This is a genomic window from Actinoalloteichus hoggarensis (assembly GCF_002234535.1).
GTDB classification, from domain to species: Bacteria; Actinomycetota; Actinomycetes; order Mycobacteriales; family Pseudonocardiaceae; genus Actinoalloteichus_A; species Actinoalloteichus_A hoggarensis.
In genome coordinates, this window is the sequence record NZ_CP022521.1 from 5,228,919 (window position 1) to 5,252,865 (window position 23,947).

A 23,947-nucleotide genomic window follows, 5' to 3' on the forward strand; every position below is an offset into this window, starting at 1 on the left:
ACCTAGCACGATTAACGTCATGCCGTCTCCACGAATCTTGGAGATGATCGCCGAGGTTGACTTGCAACTGCATCAGTGCCTCGGCGAATTGATCGACAATGCCCTAGACGAGCTGGTCGAGGCGTCCACTGAAGATCGGACACTAGAACCCCGCATCGATATCACACTGCCAGTCTCCCGCACCGTCGGAAGGTCCTCGGCGATCTCGGTCGAGGACAATGGGCGGGGTATGTCTCCAACCCAACTACAAGAAGCGCTGAGTGCCGGCACATCGGGCAAGCAGCGCTTCGGCAGCCTCGGTCTCTTCGGCATGGGTTTCAATATCGCCACCGCGCGCTTGGGGACCATCACGGAGGTCCGGACAGGCCGGAGCGGCGACGATCGGTGGGTCATCGCGACGCTCGACCTCACGGCGATGCGACGTCAGTCCACCTATGAGGTTCCACTGCGTTACGAACGCAAGGCACGCGAGGAACATGGCACGCTCGTGACAGTCACCGGACTTCGTGAGGATATGGTCATACGACTAAAGTCCACGCGAGCGATCAAGGAGACATCGGGCCATCTCGGCCGGATCTATACATATATGCTCCGCGATCCCCAGGGCGGCCATTCAGGCGCAGAGCTGATGGGCGGCGCCAACCAACGCCTGTACGTTAATAAACGCGCCGTGAGTCCTCACCTTCCGTGCATCTGGGATCCAAATCGCTCGGTCACCTACAAGGGCAGTGCGACACAAGCTGCTACCAGAATCAACATTCCGCTTACTAATGCACATGCCTGCATGAATTGCGGCCGTTGGTACACCTCGGCCTACAATGTTTGCATCGAGTGCGAGAGCACAGATATTGAAGAGCGCGAACGACGGATTTTGGGCTGGCTCGGAATCCAACGCTACGCGGACAAATCAGACTTTGGATTGACGTTCTTACGACATGGCCGAGCGATCACCTATCAGGACAAATCACTGTTCAGCTGGGAGACCCCAGACGGCGACTACGAGCTCGAGTACCCGATCGAACTCGGAATGGGGAGAATCGTCGGCGAGATACACCTCGACCACGCACCAGTCAACGTGCGGAAGAGCAACTTCGATACATCTTCGCACGAATGGCGCTTCATGGTTGATAAGGTCCGCGGCCCGGAGCCCCTCCGGCCCCAGCACGCGAAGCGTTTAGTCGGACACGAAAACACCTCGCCAATGAGCCGTTTCTTCAATGCCTACCGCGAAAACAAGGCTGGACTTCGGTACCTCGTGCCGGGAAACGGCGAGTCGTCGATACATGAGGCGACCAAGGCGTGGGGCGCAAAGTTTCGGAATGGAGATCCCGATTACCTGACCGACGAAAAATGGTATCAAGCCGCAGTGGATCATGATCGGTTTCAAAGCGGACCTACCCCAGCTGCCAAACTGCAGGATGATGACGCCTGGCTGCAGGACGAAGGGCTGTCCCATCTGAGCGAAAGGGGCATGGGATCCCTTGACATGTCCGACAAGGACGATAAATCTGATGAACCCGAGCTGATCAGACCGGAGACAGAACAAGAGCGTTTCACGCGGTACCAGTCGGCCGCGACCCTGCTGTCCGACACCGACCGCCACGTGCGGATCGGAGACGCGCAGCCAGTCCTACGCGTTTACGTCACATCCGGCGTCGAATTGACCAAGGACGGCCAGAAGCAAGCATACGTGGTCCGAATCGTCGCTGGCGAGATCGAGATATACGTGGATCGAAGCGCTACCCTGATCGCCCGCTATGGCTGGTCACCGATGAACGTCGCTTTGGTATGCGCGGCACCTCAGTTGAAGAACGTGTACCGCGTCGAAGAGCCGATCGATCAACTCATCACAATGATTCTCGGACAGTTCCCCGACCGTCGTGTCGACGCTACTGCGGTGCGTGCACGCGCAGACTCACTGCTTGACGACATCCGTGAGCGTCTCGCCGACCTGACCGCAAAGGATCCGAGCACGTACTGGAACACGCTGTCTAGTGAGTCCCGGCGAGCTGCTGAAGCCAACGCGGTGAGCATCGCACCATATGTCGACTGGAGCGGCGCCGTCGAGAACGGGGAGTACGCACGGTATCTGAGCGCTCAGGGCATCCTGGACCTGGTGACGGACAGCCCTGATCTCGTTCTGGATGGAGCCCTGTTCAAGACTACCTACACGTCCCTCGGCGAGGACACACGGGCGGACCAGGTTGCACGACTTGGAGCGCTTCTCGCCGACCTACGGCGAATGACCGGAGGCACACCGGTGTTCCAGACTCTGGAGCTGTCCCGACTACTACTGACGGCTGACCTACTCGAAGCTGAGATCGCAGCCACGTGACGACTTCGTTTCTCGACCCCACCTTCTTGATCGAGGAGGGACCGAAGGGGTTCACACGGCAGTTGGAGCGGTTGCTTGGTCTGATGGCCTTTACCGATGTGGTCAACATCGACGGTCCCGGCGACAAGGGGGCCGATGTGATCGGCCGACTTGCGGGCGTGGATTGGATCTTCCAGGCGAAATGGAAGAAGTCGGGTGCCGTCGACGTAGACGCGGTCGATCAGGCTCACACGGCGATGAACTACTACGGCATCCATCGAGCGGTGGTGGTCACGAATCGAGTCCACACCCGGAAGGCGCAAGAACGCGCCAGTGCGTTGCGGGACACTGGGGTAAATATCACGCTCTGGGGCGGCAGCCAATTGTCCGCGCTCTACGAACGTGTCCCGGACAGCGCCGATCCTTTCAATCTCCATCTGTATCAGGAAAACGCGGTCGACGCGTCATGGAAAGCGCTCGGTGACACGGGCGAGGCGTTAGTCTACCTCGCTACCGGGCTCGGTAAGACGGTCGTCGCAGGGCGCGTGCTCAGGCGGTTCCTACTGGCCAACCCAGGTGCTCAGGTGCTGGTCACAGCGCACATGGTTGAGCTTGTCGAACAACTCGAACGCGCCATGTGGCGTGACATTCCGAAGCACGTCCCCACCCGACTCCTGCACGGAGCCTCTAAGCCAAATGCGCTCCCGGGAGTGACCTTCGGTGTCGCCCCGACCTCTCGCGACTACATCGAGACCGGTTATTCCCCCAAACTGGTGATCGTCGATGAGGCGCACCACGTGGGTGAGACCGGCAACTACGCCACGATGCTTGATCTCCTGCCGGGTGCGAAGCGACTTGGTGTGACCGCGACGCCATGGCGAGGAGACAAGTATGACATCGAGCAGACGTTCGGCGAGCCGGTTGTCCGAGTATCGATATCACAAGGCATGAAACTCGGCTACCTAGTGGATGTAAAGTATCGGGTGTTCGCAGACAACATCGACTGGGATTTCGTCCGGCACGCATCGGAGCATGGCTATTCCATCAAGGACCTGAACAAACGCTTATTCATCGCCGAGCGGGACGATGCCATCCAAAGGCGCCTAGAGGAGACCTGGGATAAGACGACCGCACCGAGGGCGATCATATTCTGCCAAACCATCGAGCACGCCGAGCGGATGCGCGATCTCATCGCACGGCGCCCCGGCTGGGAGAGTGCCGCGACTCTGCACGCGGACTTGAAAGGTCGAGACCGGCGAGAGAGGCTTCTCAAATTTCGCTCTGGTGAGGTACCTATCCTCGTGGCGGTGGACATCCTCAATGAGGGTGTCGACGTCCCTGACGTGAATATCTTGTGCTTCGCACGAGTCACCCACAGCCGACGGATCTTCGTCCAGCAACTCGGGCGCGGCCTACGCCTCCGAAAGGGGAAGACTCACGTAGAGGTACTTGACTTCGTGAGCGACATAAGACGACTCGCAGAAGTCTACGATATGCATAAACAGGTGCCGGAACGTGAGATCGAACAGTTGTCTATCGGCCGCAACCAGTTTCTTTTCGAGGATCTCCACGTGCGCGATCTTCTCGAACAATGGATGGCTGACATCGGTGATCTAGGCAACGCCGACGACAGCGTACGACTTGAGTTTCCACCGATCAAGGGGGCTTAGTGGGCAATATCCCGGCCGACGTGCGTACCGCAGTCATCGAGGAAGTGGTACGGAGGCTAGACGTGGCGCGATGGGAGGAAACATCCCCGAGCACCGCCAGCGAGATGTACGACCGCTTCGTGAAGGACCCGAAGATCGGCGGCCGACTTTCACCGTACATGGCAGCGGAGAAGATCAGGGTCTGGATTAAGGACGGCCCCGCAAAGGAATATCGCCGAGCACTAGAAGGAATTGGTCCGATCGCGCCCTATACAAGGCGTGCATATCCCGGACCCGAGTCCGTGGTGCGTCTAGCGCTCGGAGATCGATGGATAACTAAAACAAATACCATCAAGGAGAAGCCCATGAGGTGCTTCGCCGAAGGCCCCGAAGGCGCGTCGATGTTCGTGATCTGGGGCCCACTGAGCGCCCTTCAGGGGCTGATTTGGAACTCGTGCCTTGTCCGCGCCGAGGACTCATCGAAGCCAATTACCGTGGTCATCACAAAGCCGAACAGCGCACCGCTGCCCGCCAACGAATGGGATCTAGTGGTGGCACTGAGCCACATCGTCGGGGCTGAATGCAAACAGATCACCTACGCGGCGAGCCGGAAGCCTGTCTTGTAGTCCGACAGGAGGCTTCGTTGACCGCCGAAGATATCCGACCAACCACTACGGCAGGATCTTCATGTTCCCAGAACCTAAGTACTGACCAGCCAGCGGCACCGAAAGCCATTGACGTTTCGAGATCTCTGCGCTTATTCTGCTCGATCTTGTCCGCCCAGAATCGACTCCGACTGCCCGTAGCTGGGCGGTAGTGCTCAGGGCACGCATGCCAGAAGCATCCGTCGATCAGTACCACGATCCGCTGCCTGGTGAACGCGATGTCAGCTGTCCGCCGAAGCCCTGGGATCGGACGGTAGTGCACCCTGTACCGCATCCCTATCCTATGAAGTTCGCGACGGATCGCCATCTCCGCAGCGGTGTCGCGCCCGCGAGTGTTGGACATCCGTGCGCTCACGGCGGGGTCGATGACTGGCGGCACACTCACCAGGCCATGGTGCACCACCGCACCGACACGGGCTCAGCAGACTCGTGTTGTAGGTCATGACTACCAGTACTTGATCCACCTGAGTCCATGCTCGTCTTCATGGAAGGCGGGCGGATGTGCTCTGTCACCATGGAACGACTGCCACGTTGTTCGTGGTCCTACGCACCTCGGCTCCCGACGCCGGTGTCAGCTTTCAAGCCCGGAACGCGGAGAAGCGCACGGCCGAAGACTGGGCGGCGGTCGCTTGGGCCCCGATGACCGCATGCACGAGTTGGAAAGGCAACGCGGGGTCGCCGAGCGTCAGCGAATCTCACAGGCGATCATCCGCGAACCCCCACTACGACACCATCCGCCGCGGGCACGGCGGCCCGCACTCTAGAGGGCCTCTCTACCGCCTGGAATGGCATCCGCGTCGCCTGGCCGTCGTGCTCCTAGGCACCCCCGCCGCAGGTCGACGACACGGCGGGGCCGCGCACCGTGGACGAAACGCCTCGCCGCCATCGAAGACAGCCTGGCCGCCATCGCGGATCGGTTGGACACGCTGAGCGATCGCCTCACCCAGGCGCCCGACCACTCAGGCCGGAGGCGTTCGATCGCTAACCGGGCGGTCGTGACGCGAAAGCCGAGTTTGCCTTCGGTGGGAGCCGCCTTGACACAGGGAGCGACCGACTACGGAGCACAAGCTTCGCGGTACCGAGAAATCGGCCGGAGACGGCCGGCATCAGGCTCGGCATGCGGCAGGGCCGACGGCGTCCGCCGGCAATCCCGGAAGCACGAAGACCGAACCTCCGGACTCCGCGGACCTGCGCCCCCAAGCCCGTCTCGACGTCAGCCGCCGAACAAGCCGGAGAACTCCGGGCCCGCGCCGGAGAAGTCGAACATCGGCGACGACTCGTAGGACGCGACGATGCTGACGGGAACCTTGATGACGTGCGCGCCGTCTCGATATGCGTCGCCGTCCAGGTATTCGTCCAGGTTGACCATGACGCCGCGGCCGGACCCCGAGTGGTCCGCCGGGCTCGTCACCGTGTCGTCGGCCGCGGCGGGCGTGGCAGCGCCGATGAGGACCGCGCCGGTCAGCACGGCACCTGCGACGATACGGGAGGCGACAGAGAACACGGCGACCTTCTCCTTCTTCATGACACGAGGATCGTGCTCGCCGACAGTCTGGCCCAAGATCCACTGTGTGTCGGGAAACGCCGGGCGGCGTTCACCCTGAAGAGTCTGCCGCCCATCCCTCGGCACACCACTGCGCCGACGCACCGAAGCGCGGCGGCAGGCACCGGCGCCTGCCGCCGACTCGCCCGCACCGCGGCCGCCCGCCGATCCGTGACAGGACTACGGACGGCCGAACCACCGTCTACAACGGTCCGAGTACGTCACGGGGGTCCGCCGCCAGTTCGAGGGTCTCCAACACCGACAGGAGCATGCGTTCCTCGTAGCGGAAGTGGTTCTCCATGATCGCGGCGATCCCCTCGAGGTGTCGGTCGATCTCCTGCGCGGACGCTGCCCGATCGGCGGCCTCGCGCAGCCCGTCGAGGAGGTAGGAGATCATCGAGTGATCCTGGGTCAGCAGCCGCAGGGTCTCCCGCAGCTCCGGGTGCGCCGCCTCGATGGCGGGGAACAGACTGCGGTCCTCACCTTCGTGATGTCCGTTCAGCGCGGTGCAGAACCCTCGGCAGAACACCAGGAGATCACGGGTGGCGGCATCGCCTTCGCCCTCCCACACCGCGTCGCGGGTGACGCTCAGTGCCTCGCGCAGTCGTCGATGAACGGTGCGCATCTCATGGCTCCAGGCCCTCAGCCTGGCCTTCTCGCCCTCAGCCATCGGAGGGCGAAGGGAACGACGTGGTCATCGTCGTGCTCCTTCGTGCTTCCACGCCTCCATGTCTGACACTGCCTGCCACCGACACGCGACGCTGACGACACGATATCCGACGCGGTGCGTGAATCCGGCGCGGAGGCGACCGTCGACCGGCGGATCACGGCCGTGACGAGGCAGGCCCCCGCCCGTGGAAGGCGGCTCGCCCACCGTCAGCGGCCGGCCGCTGATCTTCACGCTCGGCCCGCTCCCGGAACCATTCGGCCAGGAAGCCCAGCGAGGCGAGGCCGTAGTCGAGGGTCGCGCGCTGGTAGACGGCGATCTCGCGCAGGTCCTCGGGCACGGCGGCGGCGGCGATGCGGTCCCCCAGGTCGGTGAACCTCGCCCGTTCTTCGCTGATCCGCGCCTCGATGCGGCGCAGGATCGCCCTTCGCTCCGCCGGGTCCACCAGTCCGAGGAAGTAGAGCCGGTTGAGCGCGGCGCCCTCCAGGTCCGACCCGGTCGGCTCGCTCGTCATCCACGTGTGGAACTCCCGCCGGCCTGCGTCGGTCACGTGGTACGCCTTCCGGCCCCGGCCGGTGGGCTCGGCACCGGCGACCGCGATGAGCCCTCGCTCGCGCAGCTGGTCCAGGGCGCGTTTGATGCTGCCCGAGCTGGCGCTGTAGAGGAGCCCGACGCCCGCCTCGAATGCCTTGATCAGGTCGTAGAGGCTCTGCGACCTGATCAGAAGCAGGCCGAGGATCACGTGTGCCATGCGCGGAACCTAGCCGTTGCGGCGGTCGACGTTGAAGATGCCGCCTGCGGTGTTCACGCCTTGTGCTCGGGATCCCACAGTCCGGCCGCGGAACCGGCTTGGAGATGTTCGGCGTAGACGCCGACCTTCCATTCGATCAGCGATCGGCACTCCTCGAGCGCCCGTATCCGGGCCTCGATGTGGTGACGATGCTCGTCGAGGAGCCTCAGCCGGTCCTCTTCGTTGCCCGGGCCCTGCCTGACGAGGGCGGCGAACCTCTTCAGGTCCGCCAGCGGCATGTCGGACTCACGGAGCCTGACGCAGATCCGGAGCCAGTCGACGTCGACAGCGGTGTAGACGCGGCGGCCTCCGGACGTTCGTCGCACGGGGCCGATGAGCAGGTCCTGACGTTCGTAGTAGCGCAGCGCGTGAACGCTGAGGCCGGTGCGCTCGGCGACCTCGCCGATCGTGAACGTCTCCTCCCGCCGATCCACAGTGGTCACGCCGAGCACCTTTCGCGCTTGATCTAGAGTCCGCTCTAGATCCTAGGTTCGCGGTATGACGAACAACCAGCGGACGGAGTTCCGATCAGGGTTCACCGCCGAGTCCACGGCCGACGAGGTGTTGACCGGGGTCGATCTCGACGGTAAGACGGCGCTGGTCACGGGCGGATACTCCGGCCTGGGACTGGAGACCACGCGAGCCCTGGTGAAGGCGGGAGCGCGCGTGCTGGTGCCTGCGCGGCGGCCGGAAGTCGCCCGTGCCCGGCTGCACGACCTCCACAGGGTCACCGTGGTTCCCATGGACCTGGCCGACCTCGCCAGTGTGCGCACGGCCGGTGAGCGACTCGCCGAGTCCGAGGCGCGGCTGGACATCGCGATCGCCGCCGCCGGCGTGATGGCCTCGCCGGAGCGACGTGTCGGTCCCGGGTGGGAGAGCCACTTCGCGATCAATCACCTCGGCCACTTCGTCCTCATCAACCTGCTGCTCCCGCTGCTGTCGCGCGCCGACGGGGCACGGGTGGTGTCGTACTCCTCGGCCGGACACCACCTGTCGGACATCCGTTGGAACGATCCGCACTTCGACGACGGCTACGACAAGTGGCTGGCCTACGGCCAGTCGAAGACGGCCAATGTGCTGTTCACCGTGCACCTCGACGCGATCGCGAAGGACGACGGGATCCGCGCCTTCTCGCTGCACCCCGGGGCCGTCATCACCGAACTACAGCGCGACATGACCGCGGCCGAACAGATCGAACGAGGGTGGATCGACGCGGCGGGCGACATCGTCGGGGCGGGGTTCAAGTCGCCGAGCCAAGGTGCGGCGACCGGACTCTGGGCGGCGACGTCCGCCCTCCTCGAGGGCCGGGGCGGCGTGTACTGCGAGGACTGCGACATCGCGCCGCTCGCCGGCCCTGAGGGATCGATGGAGACAGGCGGCGTTCGCGACTACGCCGTCGACCCGGAAAGCGCCGAACGGCTTTGGCAGGTGTCGGCCCGGATCACCGGCGTCCACCCGTACGAACGGTCCACGGCGTGATCCACGCCGATGCGCCGCTGTTCATCGAGCCGCCGGCCGCGACTGATCTGACGGCTCCGCACTCGTACGGTCGCGCACGTCGCGGCCGAGGTGCGTGCTCACGTGCCTGCGCGTCGAGGAGGCGGTGGTCCACCGGCGGCGACCGGCGACGCCGGGGCTGCCGCGAGCAGGCCCGTTCAGCGGCGATCGCGGTCTGGGACATACCGCCATCGGCCATACGGCGGGGGCGGCGACAGCCGCCGGTCACGGCTCCAGGACGGACGTTGGTCGGCGGCCGGTCCTCATACGTCTAGCCTAGGGTTCCCTGAGACATGTCTAAGAGGCATGTCTATGGCAGGAAGGACCCGGCTGTGACCGCGCCGCCCCGTACGACGCCCGCTTCCGACAACCACACGCCCGCCGACGTGGACGCCCGCCTGCGAGACCTGCTGACAAGCCTCGTGTCTCGGGGCGGGCTGCACCACGTCGTCGTCGCCATCGCCGATGACGACGGCACACACCGTTGGTCGGCCGCCGCAGGTTCCGCGTCCGCCGGCTCGGCGGACCCCGGAGACTCCCTCGGCGCCGACCTGCCGCCCGCCCGCCCCGACGCGCCGTTCTTCATCGCGAGCATCACCAAGCGGTTCGTCGTCACGTTGGTGATCCAGGCCCACGAGCGCGGCGAGCTCGACCTGGACGCGCCGATCACCGACTACCTGCCCGCGGCCACCACCGACGGCCTGCACGTCCTGGGCGGAGTCGACCGGACGCCCTGGATCACCGTGCGCCATCTCGCGAGCCACACCTCCGGGCTGCCGGACCACTTCGAACGGCGGCGCGGCGACCGAAGCCTCACCGAACATCTCCACGCCGGTCGGGACACGGGCTGGACCTTCGACGACGTGATCGCCACCACCCGCGACCGGCAGCGCCCGCACTTCGCACCACAGGATCTCGCCACTCCTCGACAGAAGGCGCGTTACTCCGACACCGGCTTCCAGCTCCTCATCCGCATCCTGGAGACGGTGACCGCGCGGCCGTTCGCCGAGCTGCTCGCCGAACGGATCACCGAGCCGCTCGGCCTCGCCGACACCTGGCTGCCCGGTCGCAGGCGAGCTCGCCCGGCGGTCGCGGCGCCGCTGCCCCTCGCCTCGGGCCGAGAACCGGTCGAGCTGCCCTCCTTGGTGGCGTCGAGCAACGACCTGGTCAGCACCACCGGAGACCTGATCGTCTTCCAGCGAGCGCTGCTTCGGGGCGCGCTCTTCCGCGATCCGGGCTCGGTGGGTCTGCTCGACGAGCGTCGTAACAGGCTGCGCAACATCCCCGTCCTGCGTTACGGCCTGGGCACCATGTCCTGGACGATCGGCAGGCTGATGTCCGCGGGCCGCCGCCCGGTCACGCTCCTCGGCCATTCGGGGGCCACCGGCACGTGGCTCTTCCACTCGCCCGAGCTGCGCGTGCATCTGGCCGGCTCGGTCGATCAGGTCCGGGGCCAGGCGATCCCCTTCCGGCTCATGGCGCGTCTCCTGGCCGGCTGGCGAGCCTGATGCCGGCGGTCGTCGCGGTCGGGGCCCCTGTCGCGGGCGTGTCGAGTCGAGACCGGCCGACAGAGACCGTCGGATGCGCTCCCGCCGCGGCCCGCGGAACGGGACGGGGTCCAGGGCCGGTGACCGGTCTCCTCGAGTCGGCCGCCCGACGGATCGTGATCTTGGAATATCGTGTCGGTCGTGACCTCGGACGACTGGTTGGCCGACACCCGGATCTCATACGACACGGTCGCTGTCGATTACGCCGACCGACAGCGTGACGCCATCGCCGGTGACCCTTACCTTCGCGCCGCTCTGGCGGTGTTCGCCGATCGGGTGCGTGCCGCGGGCGGCGGGCCGGTGGCGGACGTCGGCTGCGGCCCCGGACATGTCACCGCCCATCTGCGCGGCATCGGCGTCGACGCCTTCGGCATCGACCTCTCTCCTGGAATGATCGACGTGGCCCGGCGTGACCATCCCGGCTTGCGGTTCCAGGTGGGCTCGATGACGCACCTGCACCTCGGCGATGCCTCGGTGGCAGGGCTGCTCGCCTGGTGGTCGTCGATTCACGTCCCCGACGACGAGGTGCCGATAGTCTTCGCGCACTTCCACCGAATCCTGCGTCCGGGCGGACCGTTGCAGCTGGGGTTCCACGTCGGCGACACCTCGCGGTTGAAGACGGAGGGTTACGGCGGCCACCCGATGGCGGTCCATGTCCACCGCCGCAGGCCGGACAAGGTGGCCTCCTGGCTGCGTGACGCTGGATTCGAGATCGAGGCCCAGTGGCTGTGCGACCCCGACGAACCGGTTCCGCAGGCATTGCTCTTCGCTCGCCGCCTCCCCTGAGGTCCGCGTCCGTCGCGCTCTTCACCCGGACCGGGGCGCATGACGCGGTCGTGGACGCGCAGGCGGTTCCGCCGGCCGAGCAGACCGCGTCGCGGTCCCCGTGGTTCTCCAGGAACTCCTGCGTCGCCTCGGGTCGGTGTTCCACTCCAGGAACCCCTGGGTGACGACCAGCGGGGTGTCGTTGCCGTCGGCATGCCGCGCGTGGTCAGGGGTCTGCCGGTGCTCCGACTCCGCGTCGGCGTTCTGATGGTTCGAGCAGGTCTCCATGAGCCACTCCGGGCGCGCCTTCTCGTGGGCGACGTCCTCGAGGTGCGCGGGTCGTCCTCGGGCCGTCGCGGCAGCGCGGCGACCTCGCCGTGCCTGCTGGCCGCGGTGACGATCGTCGTCCTGGGCACGCCGTTCGAGCGGAGGTCACACCGTGGATCCGGAGACGGGCTTCTGGGCGACGACGGCCTTGAACGCGTCCCGGTCGAGGTCGTCGCGGATCAGGCCGGCGATCGCGTCGTACGACCCGCCGACCGCGCCGGTGGACCACGGCTGGTTCGCCGCCAGTCGATCGCCGGCTGGACGTCGGCCTGCTCGTCGGGCCCCGCGAAGTGGGGGCAGCCGGTGGAGCCGCCGAGGACGCGCGGGTGTGCACCATGACGAAGGCGTGGCCCCGGTCGAGCAGGTCGGTGCCCTCGATGTCGGCGAAGCGGTCGGAGTGGCCGGTGTGCGTCCAGCCCACCACGGCGGTCTGTCCGGAGTGTCCGGAGTAGAGCCCGCCGAGAGGATGACGGGTACCTGCTCGCCCCGGCCGGCCCCCGGCCGGCCTCTCGGTCGGCCTCTCGGTCGGCCCCTCGGTCAGGAGGACGGCGGCGTGCAGCTCGGCGTCGGAGCCGTCCGAGGACGGAAGGTAGTGCTGAGTCCAGGCCGCGGCCGCCGGTACTCGGTCGTTCCCCTCGTGGGTGACGGGGCACCGGTCCGTGGCGCCGGCGTCGCCCGCCGGCTCCGCCGCGGTGGCGAGGCCGACGAGCGCGCCGATCAACAGCGAGGGTCGGGGTCGTGGCGGCCGCGGGCACTCTGGATCTGGTCACCGATTCCTCCCCGAACGGCGTTCCGGTCGACGTGCGGCGGAGAGGGACGCACCCGGCCGTCGCGGCACAGTCGAACTCGGGGCGATCCGGCACTCAGTGGTTCCGCGGTTTCGTACGGGTCAGCCCGCGGAGGGTCGAGACCGGTTCGAAGGCCGCGACCGGTCAAGAGCTGACGGGCGTCGGCGCCGCGGCGACGCGCCGACCGCGATAGGCGAGCCTGCGCAGCAGCCATTCGGCGGGTCCGCGCCTGCCTGCCCGGCCGAGGGCGGCGGCGAAGAGGACCGAGACGAGCCACGCCCCCGCGGCCACCAGCGCGGCCTGCCATTCGTCGAGGACGCCGCCGAGTCCGAGACCCCAGGCCGCCAACAGCGGCGCGAAGATCACCGACTGCAGCAGATAGCACGAGAGGGACCGGCTGCCGACGGCCGTCAGCGCCCGCACGATCGGGCCGGGGGCCGGTCGTGCCGCCAGCCGGGCGGCGATGAGGGCGAAGAGCGCCACGTAGCCCAGTGCCGCGAACAGGCCGGTCGAGAGCGTCAGCAGCGCGGGCGCCCATTCGGCCACGTCCCAGAGCCCGTGGTGTGCCAGCACCGAGGGAACGGCGCCGAGCCAGCCGACGGTGATGCCCACGATCGCGGTGCGCCGAAGCAGCGGGCGGTGCGCCTCCGGGGACTCCAGTACGCGATGACGGGCGCAGAGGATCGCCAGGAGCACGGCGACGGGCACGATCAGGCTCAGGACGCCCTGTGTGACGGCGAGCGGAGCCCAGAACAGGAATCGCGGCAGGACGGAGTCGAGGTACGGGCTGTTCGCGGCCAACTGCGGCACCGCGGGCATCATCGCGGCCGCCTCGTCCACCGGGACGGCCGTACCCGCCACCGTCACGAGTGCCGCGCCCAGCGCGAGGAGGCCGCCGAGGACGATGATCCACCGGCGGAGGGTCCGGTCGGCGCGACGCAGGAACAGCCAGACCACGACGAGACCGATGAATCCGTAGGCGCCGAGGACGTCGCCCTGCCAGAGGAGCAGGGCGTGCACGGCGCCGAAGAGGATCAGCCAGCGGTGTCGCCGTTGCAGCAGGCGTCGCGCGTCCCGCTCGTCGACGCCTGCCGCCTGCTGTCTGGTGTAGAGCTGCCAGATGCCGTAGCCGAAGAGGAATGCGAAGAGGGGGTAGCTGCGCCCGTCGATCATGAGCATCGCGATCGTCTGCCACACCGCGTCGAGCCCGGTCGCGTCGGTGCGGTGGGCGCTGACGAGCGAGGTGGGCGGCCCGTAGAGGAACCAGGGAACGTTGGCCAGCGCGATGAGCAGCAGCATGAGTCCTCGCGCGAGGTCGGGCGCGAGGGCACGGGGTGGCGGTGCGGGCGGACTCGGAGTCGTCATCGTCTTCCTTCGCTGTGCAGGACGGGGCGACCGACGCCGCGGGCGGTCTCCTGCCCACGGCGGGGCGGACTGAGGGAAGGACAGGGCGAACGGGCGTGTTCGCGGGCCGGGAACGGCGATCCGGAGGCGAGTCGGGCGGAGGCTCGGGCGTCGCCGAGTTCCGACGCCGCATGGGATCGGCCGCCGCTCCTGGACACGGTGATCGCCGTACGAAGCGCGCGAAGACGCCGACATCGTCACTGCCCGACGCAGATCGGCCGCCACATCACTTCGCCCGGCCGCGAACAACTCACTTACTATGTAAGTAGATTAACTTACATAGTAAGCCTCAGTCAAGCCGACGCCGCCGCCGATGCCGCGTCCGAACGGGTGAAGCGAGGTCCACCTGCGCCGAGGAGCCCGGCGACGTCCGGCCCGCACCACGGCTACCGCGAGCCGGGCGGTGCCGCGACGCGGAGCAGCATGCGCCGCCAGATATTCTAGCGATAGAATATCGCCGTGGAACTGACCGCGTCCGAGCTGACCGTGCTCGGCCTGATCATCGAACGACCGCAGCACGGCTACGACCTGGAGCGGGTCATCGAGCAGCGCGGCATCCGCCAGTGGACGGACATCGGGTTCTCCTCGATCTACTACCTGCTCGCCAAGCTGGAGAGGCGCGGACTCCTCCACGTACCCGAGGCGCCCGCAGCGGCGAAGTCGCGTCGCGTCTTCCACGCCACCGCCGAAGGTCGCGCGGCCGCCGCCCGCACCGCCCTCGCCCTCGTCACGGACCTGCGTCCGGTCGCACACCCGTTCCTCGTCGGCGCGGCGAACCTGCCGCTGCTCACCGAGCACGAGTACGCCGAGGCGCTTCGGACTCGGCTGGCGCAGGTCGAGGAACGCATCGCGGCCGTCCGGCAGGCCGAACAGGCAACCGTTCCTCTGCCGTCACCCGCGGGCGAGGTCTTCTCCTATTCACTGAGCCTTCTCCAGGCAGAGAGGTCGTGGCTCGCCAGCCGAGTCCGGGTACCCGATGACGAACAAGACTGACTTCAAGAAGAGCCTCGACTCCTACCGGGCCGAACACGGCGAGTTCCGCATCGTGACGGTGCCCGAGCTGCGATACCTCATGATCGACGGTCACGGCGATCCGAACACCTCGCCCGCCTTCGCCGAGGCGATCGAGGCGCTGTACCCGGTGGCCTACAAGCTGAAGTTCGCCAGCAAGCGCGAACACGGCCGTGATTACGTGGTGCCTCCGTTGGAGGGCCGATGGCGGGCGGCCGACCTCGCCTCGTTCACGACGGCGCGCGACAAGTCCCGATGGGACTGGACGCTGATGATCATGACGCCCGACTGGCTCGATCAGGATGCCGTCGCCGCGGCCGTGGAACAGGCGGGCCGGAAGTCGCCGCCTGCCCGACTCGACGACATCCGGCTGGAGACCCTCGTCGAGGGAACGTGCGTGCAGACGCTGCACGTCGGCTCCTTCGACGAGGAGGCCGAGGTGCTGGCCCGGATGCACGAGGAGTTCATCCCGGACAACGGTCTGCGGATGGTCGCCGAACACCACGAGATCTACCTCAGCGACTTCCGCAAGACCGCGCAGGCGAAGCTGCGGACCGTCCTGCGCCAGCCGGTGCGCTCGACAGCCGGGCCCAACGGGTGATCACCGTGCCCTCGCCGGCTCGCCGACGCCGATCACCCGTCACCGGTTCGGAGTCAGATAGCCGCGCGAGAACGCCGCCGCCACGGCCGAGGCGCGATCCTTGACCTCGAGTTTCGCGTACACGTGCAGCAGATGCGTCTTGACCGTCGCCTCGCTGATGAACAGCTGCCGCGCCGCCTCGCGATTCGTCGATCCCTTCGCGATCAGCTCCAGCACCTCCAGCTCACGCTGCGACAGCAGCTCGGGAGCGGGCCTGCGCACCTGGCCCATCAGCCGGGTCGCCACCGTCGGGGCCAGCGCGGCCTGCCCCCGCGCCGCCGCCTCCACCGCGCGGAACAGCTCCTCCCTCGGCGCGTCCTTCAGCAGATAGCCGGTGGCACCCGCCTCGATCGCGGGCAGGACGTCGCTGTCGGTGTCATAGGTGGTGAGGACCAGCACCCGAGACGGCACCCGCCGGCGGGCCAGCTCCCTGATGGCGGCCACGCCGTCGGTTTTCGGCATCCGCAGATCCATCAGGATCACATCGGGTCGCAGGCGCGCGGCCGCCGTGACGGCCTCCGCGCCGTCGCAGGCCTCACCGAGCACCTCGAACCGCCCATCGGCGCCGAACATGCCGCGCAGGCCGTCTCGCACCACCGGGTGGTCGTCGACGATCAGCAGCGTGATCACGAGCCGCACCCGGCGGGGATCGCGGGAACCGACGCCGAGAGCGCCGTGCCGCCGCCCGGCTCCGACTCGATGTCGAGCCTGCCCGCGAGGCGCTGCACCCGCTGCCGCATGCCCGCGAGCCCGAACCCGCCGTCGGCGCCGCCCACCCGCCGGACCTCGGGGTCGAACCCCACGCCGTCGTCACGCACGTCCAGCGTCACCAGATCCTCCATATAGGACAGTGTCAACCCGACCCGGCCCGCCCTCGCGTGCTTGGCCACGTTGGCCAGCGCCTCCTGCGCGGCCCGCAGCAGGGTCACCTCCACGTCGGCGTGCATCGGGCGAGGATCGCCGGTGGTGGTGAGCATGACGTCGACGCCGTTGGCCTCCGACCAGCGCCGGGTCACGTCGTGGATCGCGTCGGCGAGTCGGGCGTCGGCGAGCAGCTCCGGTCCCACCGCGTGGACCGTCCGGCGCGCCTCCGTGAGACTGTCCCTCGCCAGATTCATCGCGTTCGTCATGTGCCGACGCAGAGTCGACGGATCCCCGGTCGTCTGCTCGGCGGCCTGCAACTGGGTGAGGATGCCCGCGAGGCTCTGCGCCAGCGTGTCGTGGATCTCCCGCGCCATCCGCTGGCGTTCCTCCTGCACACCCGCCTCCCGTGCCTGAACCAACAGCTGCGCATGCAGACCCGCGTTCTCCTCCAGCGCCGCCTCCAGCCTGACGTTCGCCTCGTGCAACTCCGCCAACGCACGCTTCTGCTGGTCGTTGCGCCGATAGCCCAGCTCGGCGAAGTGGAAGAACGACGCGGCGAGCACCGACGTGACGAGGAAGAGCGCCGCCCACTCCCACCAGCCGTTGCCGTCGATCGCGGCGACGCCGCCCACGTACGACACGGCCGCGATCATCGCGGTGACGGTGACGCCGACATACCGCCAGGCGCCGCGCAGGAACAGGAAGGCGTGGACGTAGCCGACGAAGGCGAAGATGCCGTACCAGGGTGCGATCGCCGTCAGGCCGCCCGCAAGGAGGGCCAGCCCCGCGTAGTACAGCCCCGTCAGTCGCGGACTCGGGCGGCCCCGCGCGCCCGCCACGTCGAACCAGGCCAGCCAGCAGGTGGTGAGGAACGCGAGGCCGAGCACGGCCGCGACGGGCACCGACTCGCCCCAGACCGGCTGCAGCAGGGCGACGACCGTGCTGACCGCCAGGAGGACGTACGGCAGGACGCCGATGACCGCGATCTCCCGGCGCTCCCACCGGTCGAACTCCTCACGCAGCTCGGCCTCGATGCTCACGAACCTACTCCCAACGGAACCAGCGGGCGGCGACTCCGCCTGCCACGATCGTCCATCCCAGCATGACCCCCAGGTGCAACAGCCCAGGCCAGTGCCCCGCGGCGGCGTCCTGCAACGCCTGCACGCCCGCACCCAGCGGACTGAAGTCGCTGATCGTCCGCAGGACGTCGTTCATCGAGCCACGCGGCACCCACAGACCCGCGAAGAACACGATCGGGAAGAACAGCACCAGGCCGACGGCGCTGGCGCTCGTCCCGGTGGGCGCCCACGCCGCCACCAGCAGCCCGATCGCGAGCATCGACCACGCGGCCAGCAGGTAGACCAGCGGGTAGGCGAACGCCTGCCTGGGCAGGCTCACGTCGAACGCCAGCCTGCCGACCGCGAGCACGACCGTCATCGTCGCCAGGGACAGCGCCGTGCACATCAACAGGTGCGCGCCGAGCAGCAGCGTCGGCTTCACCGGCGTGGTCCGCATGCGACGCAGGACCCCCTTCTCCCGGTAACCGGCGAGCTGCTGCGGCAGGCTCGTCAGCGCGAGGGTGGCGATGGCCATCGCGACGACGATGGGGGTGTACACGTCGATCGCCCGCAGCCCGCCGAGTTCCGTGGAGGGCTCGCGCAGCCCCGGGATCATGCCCAGGATGACGAACAGCAGCGGGGGGAACCCGAGCGCGAAGATCACACTTATCGGCTCCCGGAAGAACAGTCTGGTCTCGGTGGCGGTGAGCCGGAACAGGGCGGACATGCTGATCTCCTCAGGCGTCGACGGGGCGGTCGGTGAGCGCGACGAAGGCGTCGTCCAAGGTGGCCTGCTCGACCCGGAGGTCGGCGGCGACGACCTGGTGACGGGCCAACGCGGTGGTGACGGCGTGCAGCAGGTTCCCGCTGCCGGTCACCACCAGCTGACTGCCCGCCCGCGCGACCGAGGCGACCTCGGGCAGCGCGGCCAGCACGGCGTGGTCCAGCGGAGCCGACGGTCGGAACCGCACCCGCTGCCGGTCGTCGACCCGCGCGACCAGCCCGGCAGGCGTGTCGAGTGCGACGAGCCGACCGGCGTCGATCACGGCGAGGCGGTCGCAGAGTCGCTCCGCCTCCTCCATGAAATGCGTGACCAGCAGGATCGTCACGCCGCGATCGCGAATGTCCTCGATCAGGTCCCACGCGTCCCGGCGGGCCTGCGGGTCGAGACCGGTGGTCAGCTCGTCGAGCACCGCGACTCGCGGACCGCCGATCACGGCGAGCGCGATGGACAGCCGCTGCTTCTGCCCGCCGGACAGCCTGCCGAACCGGGTGTCGACCTTGTCGCCGAGCCGCAGCGCGTCCAGCAGCTCCCGCCAGTCGACCGGGTCGCGGTAGAAGGAGCTGTACAGCCGCATCGCCTCGCCGACCGTGAGCCGTGCGGGCAGTTCGCTCTGCTGGAGCTGCGCGCCGAGCAGTTCCCGCAGCTCGCCGGTGTCCCGTGTCGGGTCGATGCCGCAGACCCGGACGTTTCCGCCGTCGGGTGTGCGCAGCCCCTCGACGCACTCCACGGTGGTGGTCTTGCCCGCTCCGTTGGGCCCCAGAATCCCGAAGATCTCGCCCTGCTCGACGGCGAAGCTCACACCCTTGACCGTGGTGTGGTCGCCGTAGCGCTTGACGAGGTCGTTCACCTCGATGATCGCCATGCGGGCAAGCCTGCCGCCGTGCCGTGAGCCGCACATCGACTGTGCGGCTCACGGCGAGCGGACCTCGGCGGATCTCGTCATCCACCGATCGGTTGATGGCCGGGTCGGCGGAACGGGCAGCCGCCGAGGTCACGGCACGCGCTGTCCGTCGGGGTCCGCCCCGCGAGTCGGCGGTGCGGGCCGCGGCTCCCGGCGGGGCGGCCTCCCCCACGCGAGGCGCCGCCGCGGTCACCCGGCGGACAGATCCAGTTCCAGGTGATCCGACAGCGCCGCGAGGAAGTCGGCCGCGGCGAAGAGCCCGCCCGCCGAGGCGACCCCGCGCGTCAGGACACGCCCGGTGACGATGCGGTCGACCGCCTCCACGGCCAGCGGCGCGCTGACGGCGTAGATGTCCCGACCACGGGCGACGGCCCGGCGCTCCGACTCGCCGGAGCGGACGACGACGTCGACGACGAAGGTCTGCGCGGAGCGGCCGCGCTCGTCGACCGCCTCGGGGCCTGCCGGGCTCGTCGGGTCCGCCGCGGCCAGGTCTCGCGCCGCGTCCACGGCCAGGTACGTGCGCACCTCGGGGACCGCGAGATGGCTGGGGATGGTGACGACGTCGGCCATGGTGAACTCGCTCAGGACCGGCCGTACGCCGAGCGGAGCGGGGAAGTGCCAGTCCAGGACCGACGACACGTCGTCGTGATACGTCAGCGCCCCGGCGGTGTAGCGGACGCCTCGGCCGTCGCGCCGTCGTCGGGAGACCGCGCCGGCCGCGAGCGTTCCGGCCGTGGGATGCCAGCTGCTCAGGCCGTAGGCGACGTGCACCTCGTCGGCCGCCGTCCAGTCCCCCGCCGCCGCGGTCGCCAGCAGGTCGCCGAGGCCGCCGAAGAACGCCATCGCCGGGAGCACGACGGCGTCCGCGGCCCGCGCCCGATCGCCGAAGCGCGCGAAGGTGTCGACGTCGGCCTCGATCTCGGCGGCCACGTCCACATACGCGATGCCCGCCCGCAGCGCGGCCTCGATCACCGGGCCGGCGGTGTCGGCGAAGGGACCGGCGCAGTTGATCACCGCCGCCGCCCCGGCGAAGGCGCGATCGAGCGCGGCGGCGTCCGTCACGGGCGCCTGCCGGACGTCGAGTCCGGGGTGGTCCGCCGCCAGGGCACGCAGCCGCCCGGCGTCTCGTCCCACGGCGATCGGCACGAGGCCGCGGTCGAGCAGTTCGCCCACCACGAAGCGTCCGGTGTGTCCGTACGCGCCGAACACCGCCACCACGTGCCCCGATCCCGGCGATTCTCTGTCCGTGCTCATCCGATTCACGTGAGACATCGTGGCCTGCCCGGTCGGGCGTCCACGAGTGTCCCGAACGCCATCATGCGTACAGTTTCGGACATGCCCACGATCGCGGTGGCCGCCGCCGAGGGAATGCGACACTTCGAGCTGTCGGTGGCCTGTGAGGTCTTCGGCAGCCGGCCTGCCGGGATGGTCGACACCGAGTACGACGTCGTGATCTGCGCCGCGGGTCCGGTGCGGCTCGGCCGGTTCCGGCTGGAGCCCGACCGCGGGCTCGACGCGCTGACCGGCGCCGACACGGTGATCGTGCCCGCCGTGGCCGACGCCGACGAGCCGCCGCCCGCCGACCTGGTCGACGCGGTGCGCGCCGCCCACGAGGCGGGCGCCCGCCTCGTCGCCCTGTGCACCGGGGCGTTCGTCCTGGCCGCCGCGGGGCTGCTCGACGGGCGACGTGCCACCACGCACTGGGCCCACACCGAGTCGCTGGCCGCCCGCCATCCCCTCGTGACGGTCGACCCGGACGTGCTCTACGTCGACGACGGCGACGTGCTCACCTCGGCGGGCAAGGCCGCGGCCGTCGACCTGTGTCTGCACCTGGTGCGCTCGGACCACGGCTCGGCGGTCGCCAACACGATCGCCCGCAGCCTCGTGGTCCCGCCGCACCGCACCGGCGGCCAGGCCCAGTTCGTCACCGCCCCGGTGCCCGCCGAGGACACCCGCCCGCTGGCCGGCCTGCTGCCGTGGGCCGCCCGCCGGCTGGACCGGCCGCTGACCGTGGCCGACCTCGCCCGCCAGGCGAACATGAGTCCACGCAACCTGGGCCGCCATTTCCGGGCCGCCACCGGCACCACTCCGCTGCACTGGCTGTCCACCCAGCGCATCCGCCGGGCCCAGGAACTGTTGGAGACCACCGACGAGAGCATCGACGCCGTCGCGGCGGCGGTGGGCCTGGGCACCGCCGCCACGCTGCGCAGACACTTCCATCGCACGGTGGGCGTCCCGCCCGACGCCTACCGCCGCACCTTCCGGAGCTAGGCCGCCACGCCCGCCGCGGATCGATCCGCCGGGCAGGCCCGGTCTGGGGCAGGCCCGGCCCCTGAGCAGACAGCGACAGCCGAGCGGCCCGCCCGCGCCGCCCGGCGACGAGTCGCCGAGGCCGCACCGCTGGTCACGGCATCGTCGGGACGGCCGAGACGGGACTTCTCCCGCACCCCACCGCGAGCGGCCGCACGTTGTCGGCCGCCCGCACGACCGTGAGCGCAGGCACGATCGTGAGCGCCCGCACCACCGCAGCCGCCCGCCTGTTCACCCCCGCAGGGCACGGAAGAAGGCCCGGACGTCGTCGACGAGCAGATCGGGCGCCTCCATCGCCGCGAAGTGACCGCCCCGGTCGTACTCGGTCCACCGCACGACGGTGTTCTGCCGCTCGGCGAGGGGCCGCAGCGTGACGTCGCCGGGGAAGAGCGCGCAGGCGGTCGGGACGCCCGAGTTCGTCAGCTCGTGGCACCCCACCGCGGGGACTCCTTGTAGATGCGCGTCGACGAGGCGAAGGTCTCGGTGATCCAGTAGATCATCACGTTCGTGAGCAGCGTGTCCCGATCCACCGCGTCCTCGGGAAGCTCCTTCGCCGGGTTCGAGAACGTCTTGAACAGATCGGCGATCCACGCCAGCAGCCCGACCGGGGAGTCGTGCAGCCCGAAGGCCAGGGTCTGCGGACGGGTGGACTGGATCGCCGAGTAGCCCCCGACCGCCTCATAGCCGCCCGTCTCGGCCAGTCGGCGCCGATCGGCCTCGTCCCAGTCGCTGGTGTCCTCGTCCCAGCCGCCGATGGTCAGCAGGCCGTTCACGTGGACGCCGACGACGTGCTCGGGAGCGAGCCTGCCGAGCTGCGGAGCGACCAGTGAGCCCAGGTCGCCGCCCTGCGCGCCGTAGGAGGTGTAGCCGAGCCGGGCCATCAGCGCGGCGACGACCTCCGCATGACGGTCGCTGTCGCCCCGGCCCGCCTCGCGGGTGGGCCCGGAGAAGGCGAAGTCCGGCGGCGACGGGATCACCAGGTGGAAGGCGTCGGCGGGGTCGCCGCCGTGCGACCGGGGATCGGTCAGCGGGCCGATCACGTCGAGGAACTCGACGAAGGACACCGGCCAGCCGTGCACCATCACCAGCGGCAGCGCAGCCGGCTCGGGAGAGCGGATGTGCAGGAAGTGGACGCGTGCGCCGTCGATCTCGGTGACGAACTGCGGGAGCTCGTTCAGGGCCCGCTCGTGCGTCCGCCAGTCGTAGCCGGTGCGCCAGTACTCCACGAGCCCTCGCAGGTAGCCGACCGGCATCCCGTGGTCCCACCCGACGCCGGGCAGCTCGTCCGGCCAGCGGGTCGCGGCCAGCCGGGCCTGGAGTTCGTCGAGTCGGTCCTGCCCGACGTCGATGCGGAACGGGCGGATCTCGGGTGCCGAAGTCGTCATGGCGGCGACGCTAGGACGGCCTTAGGTCAGGATCGCTCCTATGTCGCCGGCAGGATCGGCGGCATGTCGGAGACCTCCGGCCGCCTGCTGCGGCTGCTGTCCCTGCTCCAGGCGCGCCGGGACTTCGCCGGCCGCGAACTCGCCGAGCGGCTCGGCGTCAGCAGGCGCACGATCCGCCGCGATGTCGAACGCCTGCGTGACCTCGGCTATCCCGTGCACGCCACCCGGGGCGCCTCGGGTTATCGACTGGGCGCGGGCACCGCCCTTCCGCCGCTGCTGCTGGACGACGACGAGGCGGTCGCGGTGACCGTCGGGCTGCGCACCTCGGCGGAGAACTCGGTGGCGGGCATCGAGGAGAGCGCGCTGGGGGCGCTCGCCAAGCTGGAGCAGGTCCTGCCGTCGCGGCTGCGCCACCGCGTCGCGACCCTGCACGCCGCGACCATGCGGGTCCGCGACGCCCCCGGCCCGCAGGTCGGCGCGGAGACGCTGATGATCGTGGCGGACTCGTGTCATCGCCGCGCACGGCTGCGCTTCGACTACGTCGGCCCGCAGGGCACGGCGACGGTCCGCACGGTCGAGCCGCACAACCTGGTGAGCTTCGGCAGACGCTGGTATCTGGTGGCCTTCGACGTCGACCGGGACGACTGGCGTGCCTTTCGCGTCGACCGGATGACCCCGCGCGCTCCCCTCGGGGCGTCCTTCGTACGCCGCACCCCGCCGAACGGCGACGCGGCGGCCTATCTGGCGCACCGCCTGTCCGCCCGTACGTGGCCCGCCCAGGCGACGTTCCGGCTGCACCGCGCCGCCGAGAAGGTCGCCGATCGGGTCTGGCCGGGGATGGGCGTCGTGGAGGCGGTCGACGAACGCGGTTGTCTCTTCCACATCGGCGGCGAGACCGTCGAGGACCTCGTCTGGATGGTCACGTCGGTGCGGGTCGACTTCACCCTCGTCGCGGGGCCTGCCGAGCTGGCCGAGGCGCTGCGGGAGCAGGGCAGGCGCTGTCTGCGGGCCGTGGAGAGCGGTTGATCGAGGCCGGCC

At 68.8% G+C, this 23,947-nt stretch carries 21 protein-coding genes and 1 pseudogene; 10 read left to right on the plus strand and 12 right to left on the minus strand.

From position 1 onward, the window contains the following. The first annotated feature begins 43 nt into the window (after positions 1-43). The 3 genes from AHOG_RS22335 to AHOG_RS28860 are packed head-to-tail and all read left to right on the plus strand — an operon-like array spanning position 44 to position 4,589. Positions 44-2,335, plus strand: coding sequence for an ATP-binding protein (locus AHOG_RS22335; protein ID WP_157736997.1), 2,292 nt, complete (start codon positions 44-46; stop codon positions 2,333-2,335). Further along, positions 2,332-3,984, plus strand: a complete 1,653-nt coding sequence (locus AHOG_RS22340) for a helicase-related protein (protein WP_093943094.1) — start codon at positions 2,332-2,334, stop codon at positions 3,982-3,984. Before AHOG_RS22335 ends, AHOG_RS22340 begins: the two co-directional genes overlap by 4 nt. Beyond that, positions 3,984-4,589 (plus strand): hypothetical protein, encoded by a 606-nt coding sequence (locus tag AHOG_RS28860; protein ID WP_157736998.1) that lies wholly within the window; start codon positions 3,984-3,986, stop codon positions 4,587-4,589. Before AHOG_RS22340 ends, AHOG_RS28860 begins: the two co-directional genes overlap by 1 nt. Here AHOG_RS28860 and AHOG_RS22345 read toward each other — a convergent pair. The 5 genes from AHOG_RS22345 to AHOG_RS22365 form a co-directional block, all read right to left on the minus strand. After that, on the minus strand, positions 4,555-4,971 hold the full coding sequence (locus AHOG_RS22345) for a very short patch repair endonuclease (RefSeq protein WP_093943095.1): 417 nt from the start codon (positions 4,969-4,971) through the stop codon (positions 4,555-4,557). The two genes, AHOG_RS28860 and AHOG_RS22345, sit on opposite strands and share 35 nt — an antisense overlap. An 870-nt stretch (positions 4,972-5,841) precedes the next feature. After that, a complete protein-coding gene (locus AHOG_RS22350) occupies positions 5,842-6,153 on the minus strand; it encodes a hypothetical protein (protein ID WP_093943096.1) in 312 nt (103 codons plus the stop codon). Positions 6,154-6,373: 220 nt separating this feature from the next. Then, entirely contained in the window at positions 6,374-6,841 is a 468-nt protein-coding gene (locus AHOG_RS22355; protein ID WP_093943097.1) for a hemerythrin domain-containing protein, read from the minus strand. A gap of 154 nt (positions 6,842-6,995) precedes the next feature. Further along, positions 6,996-7,589 carry a PadR family transcriptional regulator gene (locus AHOG_RS22360; protein ID WP_093943098.1) on the minus strand — a complete coding sequence of 198 codons (594 nt, stop codon included), beginning with the start codon at positions 7,587-7,589 and terminating at the stop codon, positions 6,996-6,998. A 53-nt stretch (positions 7,590-7,642) separates the two neighbouring features. Continuing rightward, a complete protein-coding gene (locus AHOG_RS22365; RefSeq protein ID WP_093944703.1) occupies positions 7,643-8,071 on the minus strand; it encodes a MerR family transcriptional regulator in 429 nt (142 codons plus the stop codon). Between the two features lie 55 nt (positions 8,072-8,126). Between AHOG_RS22365 and AHOG_RS22370 the strand changes: the two genes are divergently transcribed. The 3 genes from AHOG_RS22370 to AHOG_RS22380 all read left to right on the plus strand — a co-directional run bounded on the left by AHOG_RS22370 (position 8,127) and on the right by AHOG_RS22380 (position 11,458). Then, positions 8,127-9,107, plus strand: a complete 981-nt coding sequence (locus AHOG_RS22370) for an oxidoreductase (RefSeq protein WP_093943099.1) — start codon at positions 8,127-8,129, stop codon at positions 9,105-9,107. Positions 9,108-9,418: 311 nt separating this feature from the next. Then, complete coding sequence (locus AHOG_RS22375; protein ID WP_093943100.1) at positions 9,419-10,633, plus strand: serine hydrolase domain-containing protein; 1,215 nt, start codon at positions 9,419-9,421, stop codon at positions 10,631-10,633. 180 nt (positions 10,634-10,813) lie between these two features. Further along, positions 10,814-11,458 (plus strand): class I SAM-dependent methyltransferase, encoded by a 645-nt coding sequence (locus AHOG_RS22380; RefSeq protein ID WP_093944704.1) that lies wholly within the window; start codon positions 10,814-10,816, stop codon positions 11,456-11,458. 1,238 nt (positions 11,459-12,696) lie between these two features. Here the strand turns inward: AHOG_RS22380 and AHOG_RS22395 are convergent. Further along, positions 12,697-13,917 carry a DUF418 domain-containing protein gene (locus tag AHOG_RS22395; RefSeq protein ID WP_093943103.1) on the minus strand — a complete coding sequence of 407 codons (1,221 nt, stop codon included), beginning with the start codon at positions 13,915-13,917 and terminating at the stop codon, positions 12,697-12,699. 498 nt (positions 13,918-14,415) lie between these two features. Here AHOG_RS22395 and AHOG_RS22400 point away from each other — a divergent pair, with 498 nt between their 5' ends. Both AHOG_RS22400 and AHOG_RS22405 read left to right on the plus strand, forming a co-directional pair. Further along, complete coding sequence (locus AHOG_RS22400) at positions 14,416-14,949, plus strand: PadR family transcriptional regulator (RefSeq protein WP_093943104.1); 534 nt, start codon at positions 14,416-14,418, stop codon at positions 14,947-14,949. Continuing rightward, positions 14,933-15,568, plus strand: a complete 636-nt coding sequence (locus tag AHOG_RS22405) for a GyrI-like domain-containing protein (protein WP_093943105.1) — start codon at positions 14,933-14,935, stop codon at positions 15,566-15,568. Before AHOG_RS22400 ends, AHOG_RS22405 begins: the two co-directional genes overlap by 17 nt. Positions 15,569-15,607: 39 nt before the next feature. On the opposite strand, the gene AHOG_RS22410 is transcribed toward AHOG_RS22405, so the two are convergent. The 5 genes from AHOG_RS22410 to AHOG_RS22430 all read right to left on the minus strand — a co-directional run bounded on the left by AHOG_RS22410 (position 15,608) and on the right by AHOG_RS22430 (position 20,468). Continuing rightward, positions 15,608-16,237 carry a response regulator gene (locus tag AHOG_RS22410; RefSeq protein WP_093944705.1) on the minus strand — a complete coding sequence of 210 codons (630 nt, stop codon included), beginning with the start codon at positions 16,235-16,237 and terminating at the stop codon, positions 15,608-15,610. After that, entirely contained in the window at positions 16,234-17,511 is a 1,278-nt protein-coding gene (locus AHOG_RS22415; protein WP_093943106.1) for a sensor histidine kinase, read from the minus strand. The genes AHOG_RS22410 and AHOG_RS22415 overlap by 4 nt, the downstream gene beginning before the upstream one ends. Before the next feature lie 4 nt (positions 17,512-17,515). Continuing rightward, on the minus strand, positions 17,516-18,256 hold the full coding sequence (locus tag AHOG_RS22420; RefSeq protein ID WP_093943107.1) for an ABC transporter permease: 741 nt from the start codon (positions 18,254-18,256) through the stop codon (positions 17,516-17,518). Positions 18,257-18,266: 10 nt separating this feature from the next. Further along, positions 18,267-19,175 (minus strand): ABC transporter ATP-binding protein, encoded by a 909-nt coding sequence (locus AHOG_RS22425; protein ID WP_093943108.1) that lies wholly within the window; start codon positions 19,173-19,175, stop codon positions 18,267-18,269. A gap of 228 nt (positions 19,176-19,403) precedes the next feature. Continuing rightward, the gene (locus AHOG_RS22430) at positions 19,404-20,468 is read right to left on the minus strand and encodes an NAD(P)H-binding protein (protein ID WP_093943109.1); all 1,065 of its coding nucleotides are present in this window, start codon (positions 20,466-20,468) and stop codon (positions 19,404-19,406) included. An 81-nt stretch (positions 20,469-20,549) separates the two neighbouring features. Here AHOG_RS22430 and AHOG_RS22435 point away from each other — a divergent pair, with 81 nt between their 5' ends. Beyond that, positions 20,550-21,485 (plus strand): helix-turn-helix domain-containing protein, encoded by a 936-nt coding sequence (locus AHOG_RS22435; RefSeq protein WP_093943110.1) that lies wholly within the window; start codon positions 20,550-20,552, stop codon positions 21,483-21,485. A 270-nt stretch (positions 21,486-21,755) separates the two neighbouring features. Here the strand turns inward: AHOG_RS22435 and AHOG_RS22440 are convergent. Further along, positions 21,756-22,909 (minus strand): annotated as a pseudogene (locus AHOG_RS22440) (epoxide hydrolase family protein). A 63-nt stretch (positions 22,910-22,972) separates the two neighbouring features. On the opposite strand from AHOG_RS22440, the gene AHOG_RS22445 reads away from it, so the two are divergent. Continuing rightward, a complete protein-coding gene (locus tag AHOG_RS22445) occupies positions 22,973-23,935 on the plus strand; it encodes a helix-turn-helix transcriptional regulator (RefSeq protein WP_093943111.1) in 963 nt (320 codons plus the stop codon). Positions 23,936-23,947 lie beyond the last annotated feature (12 nt).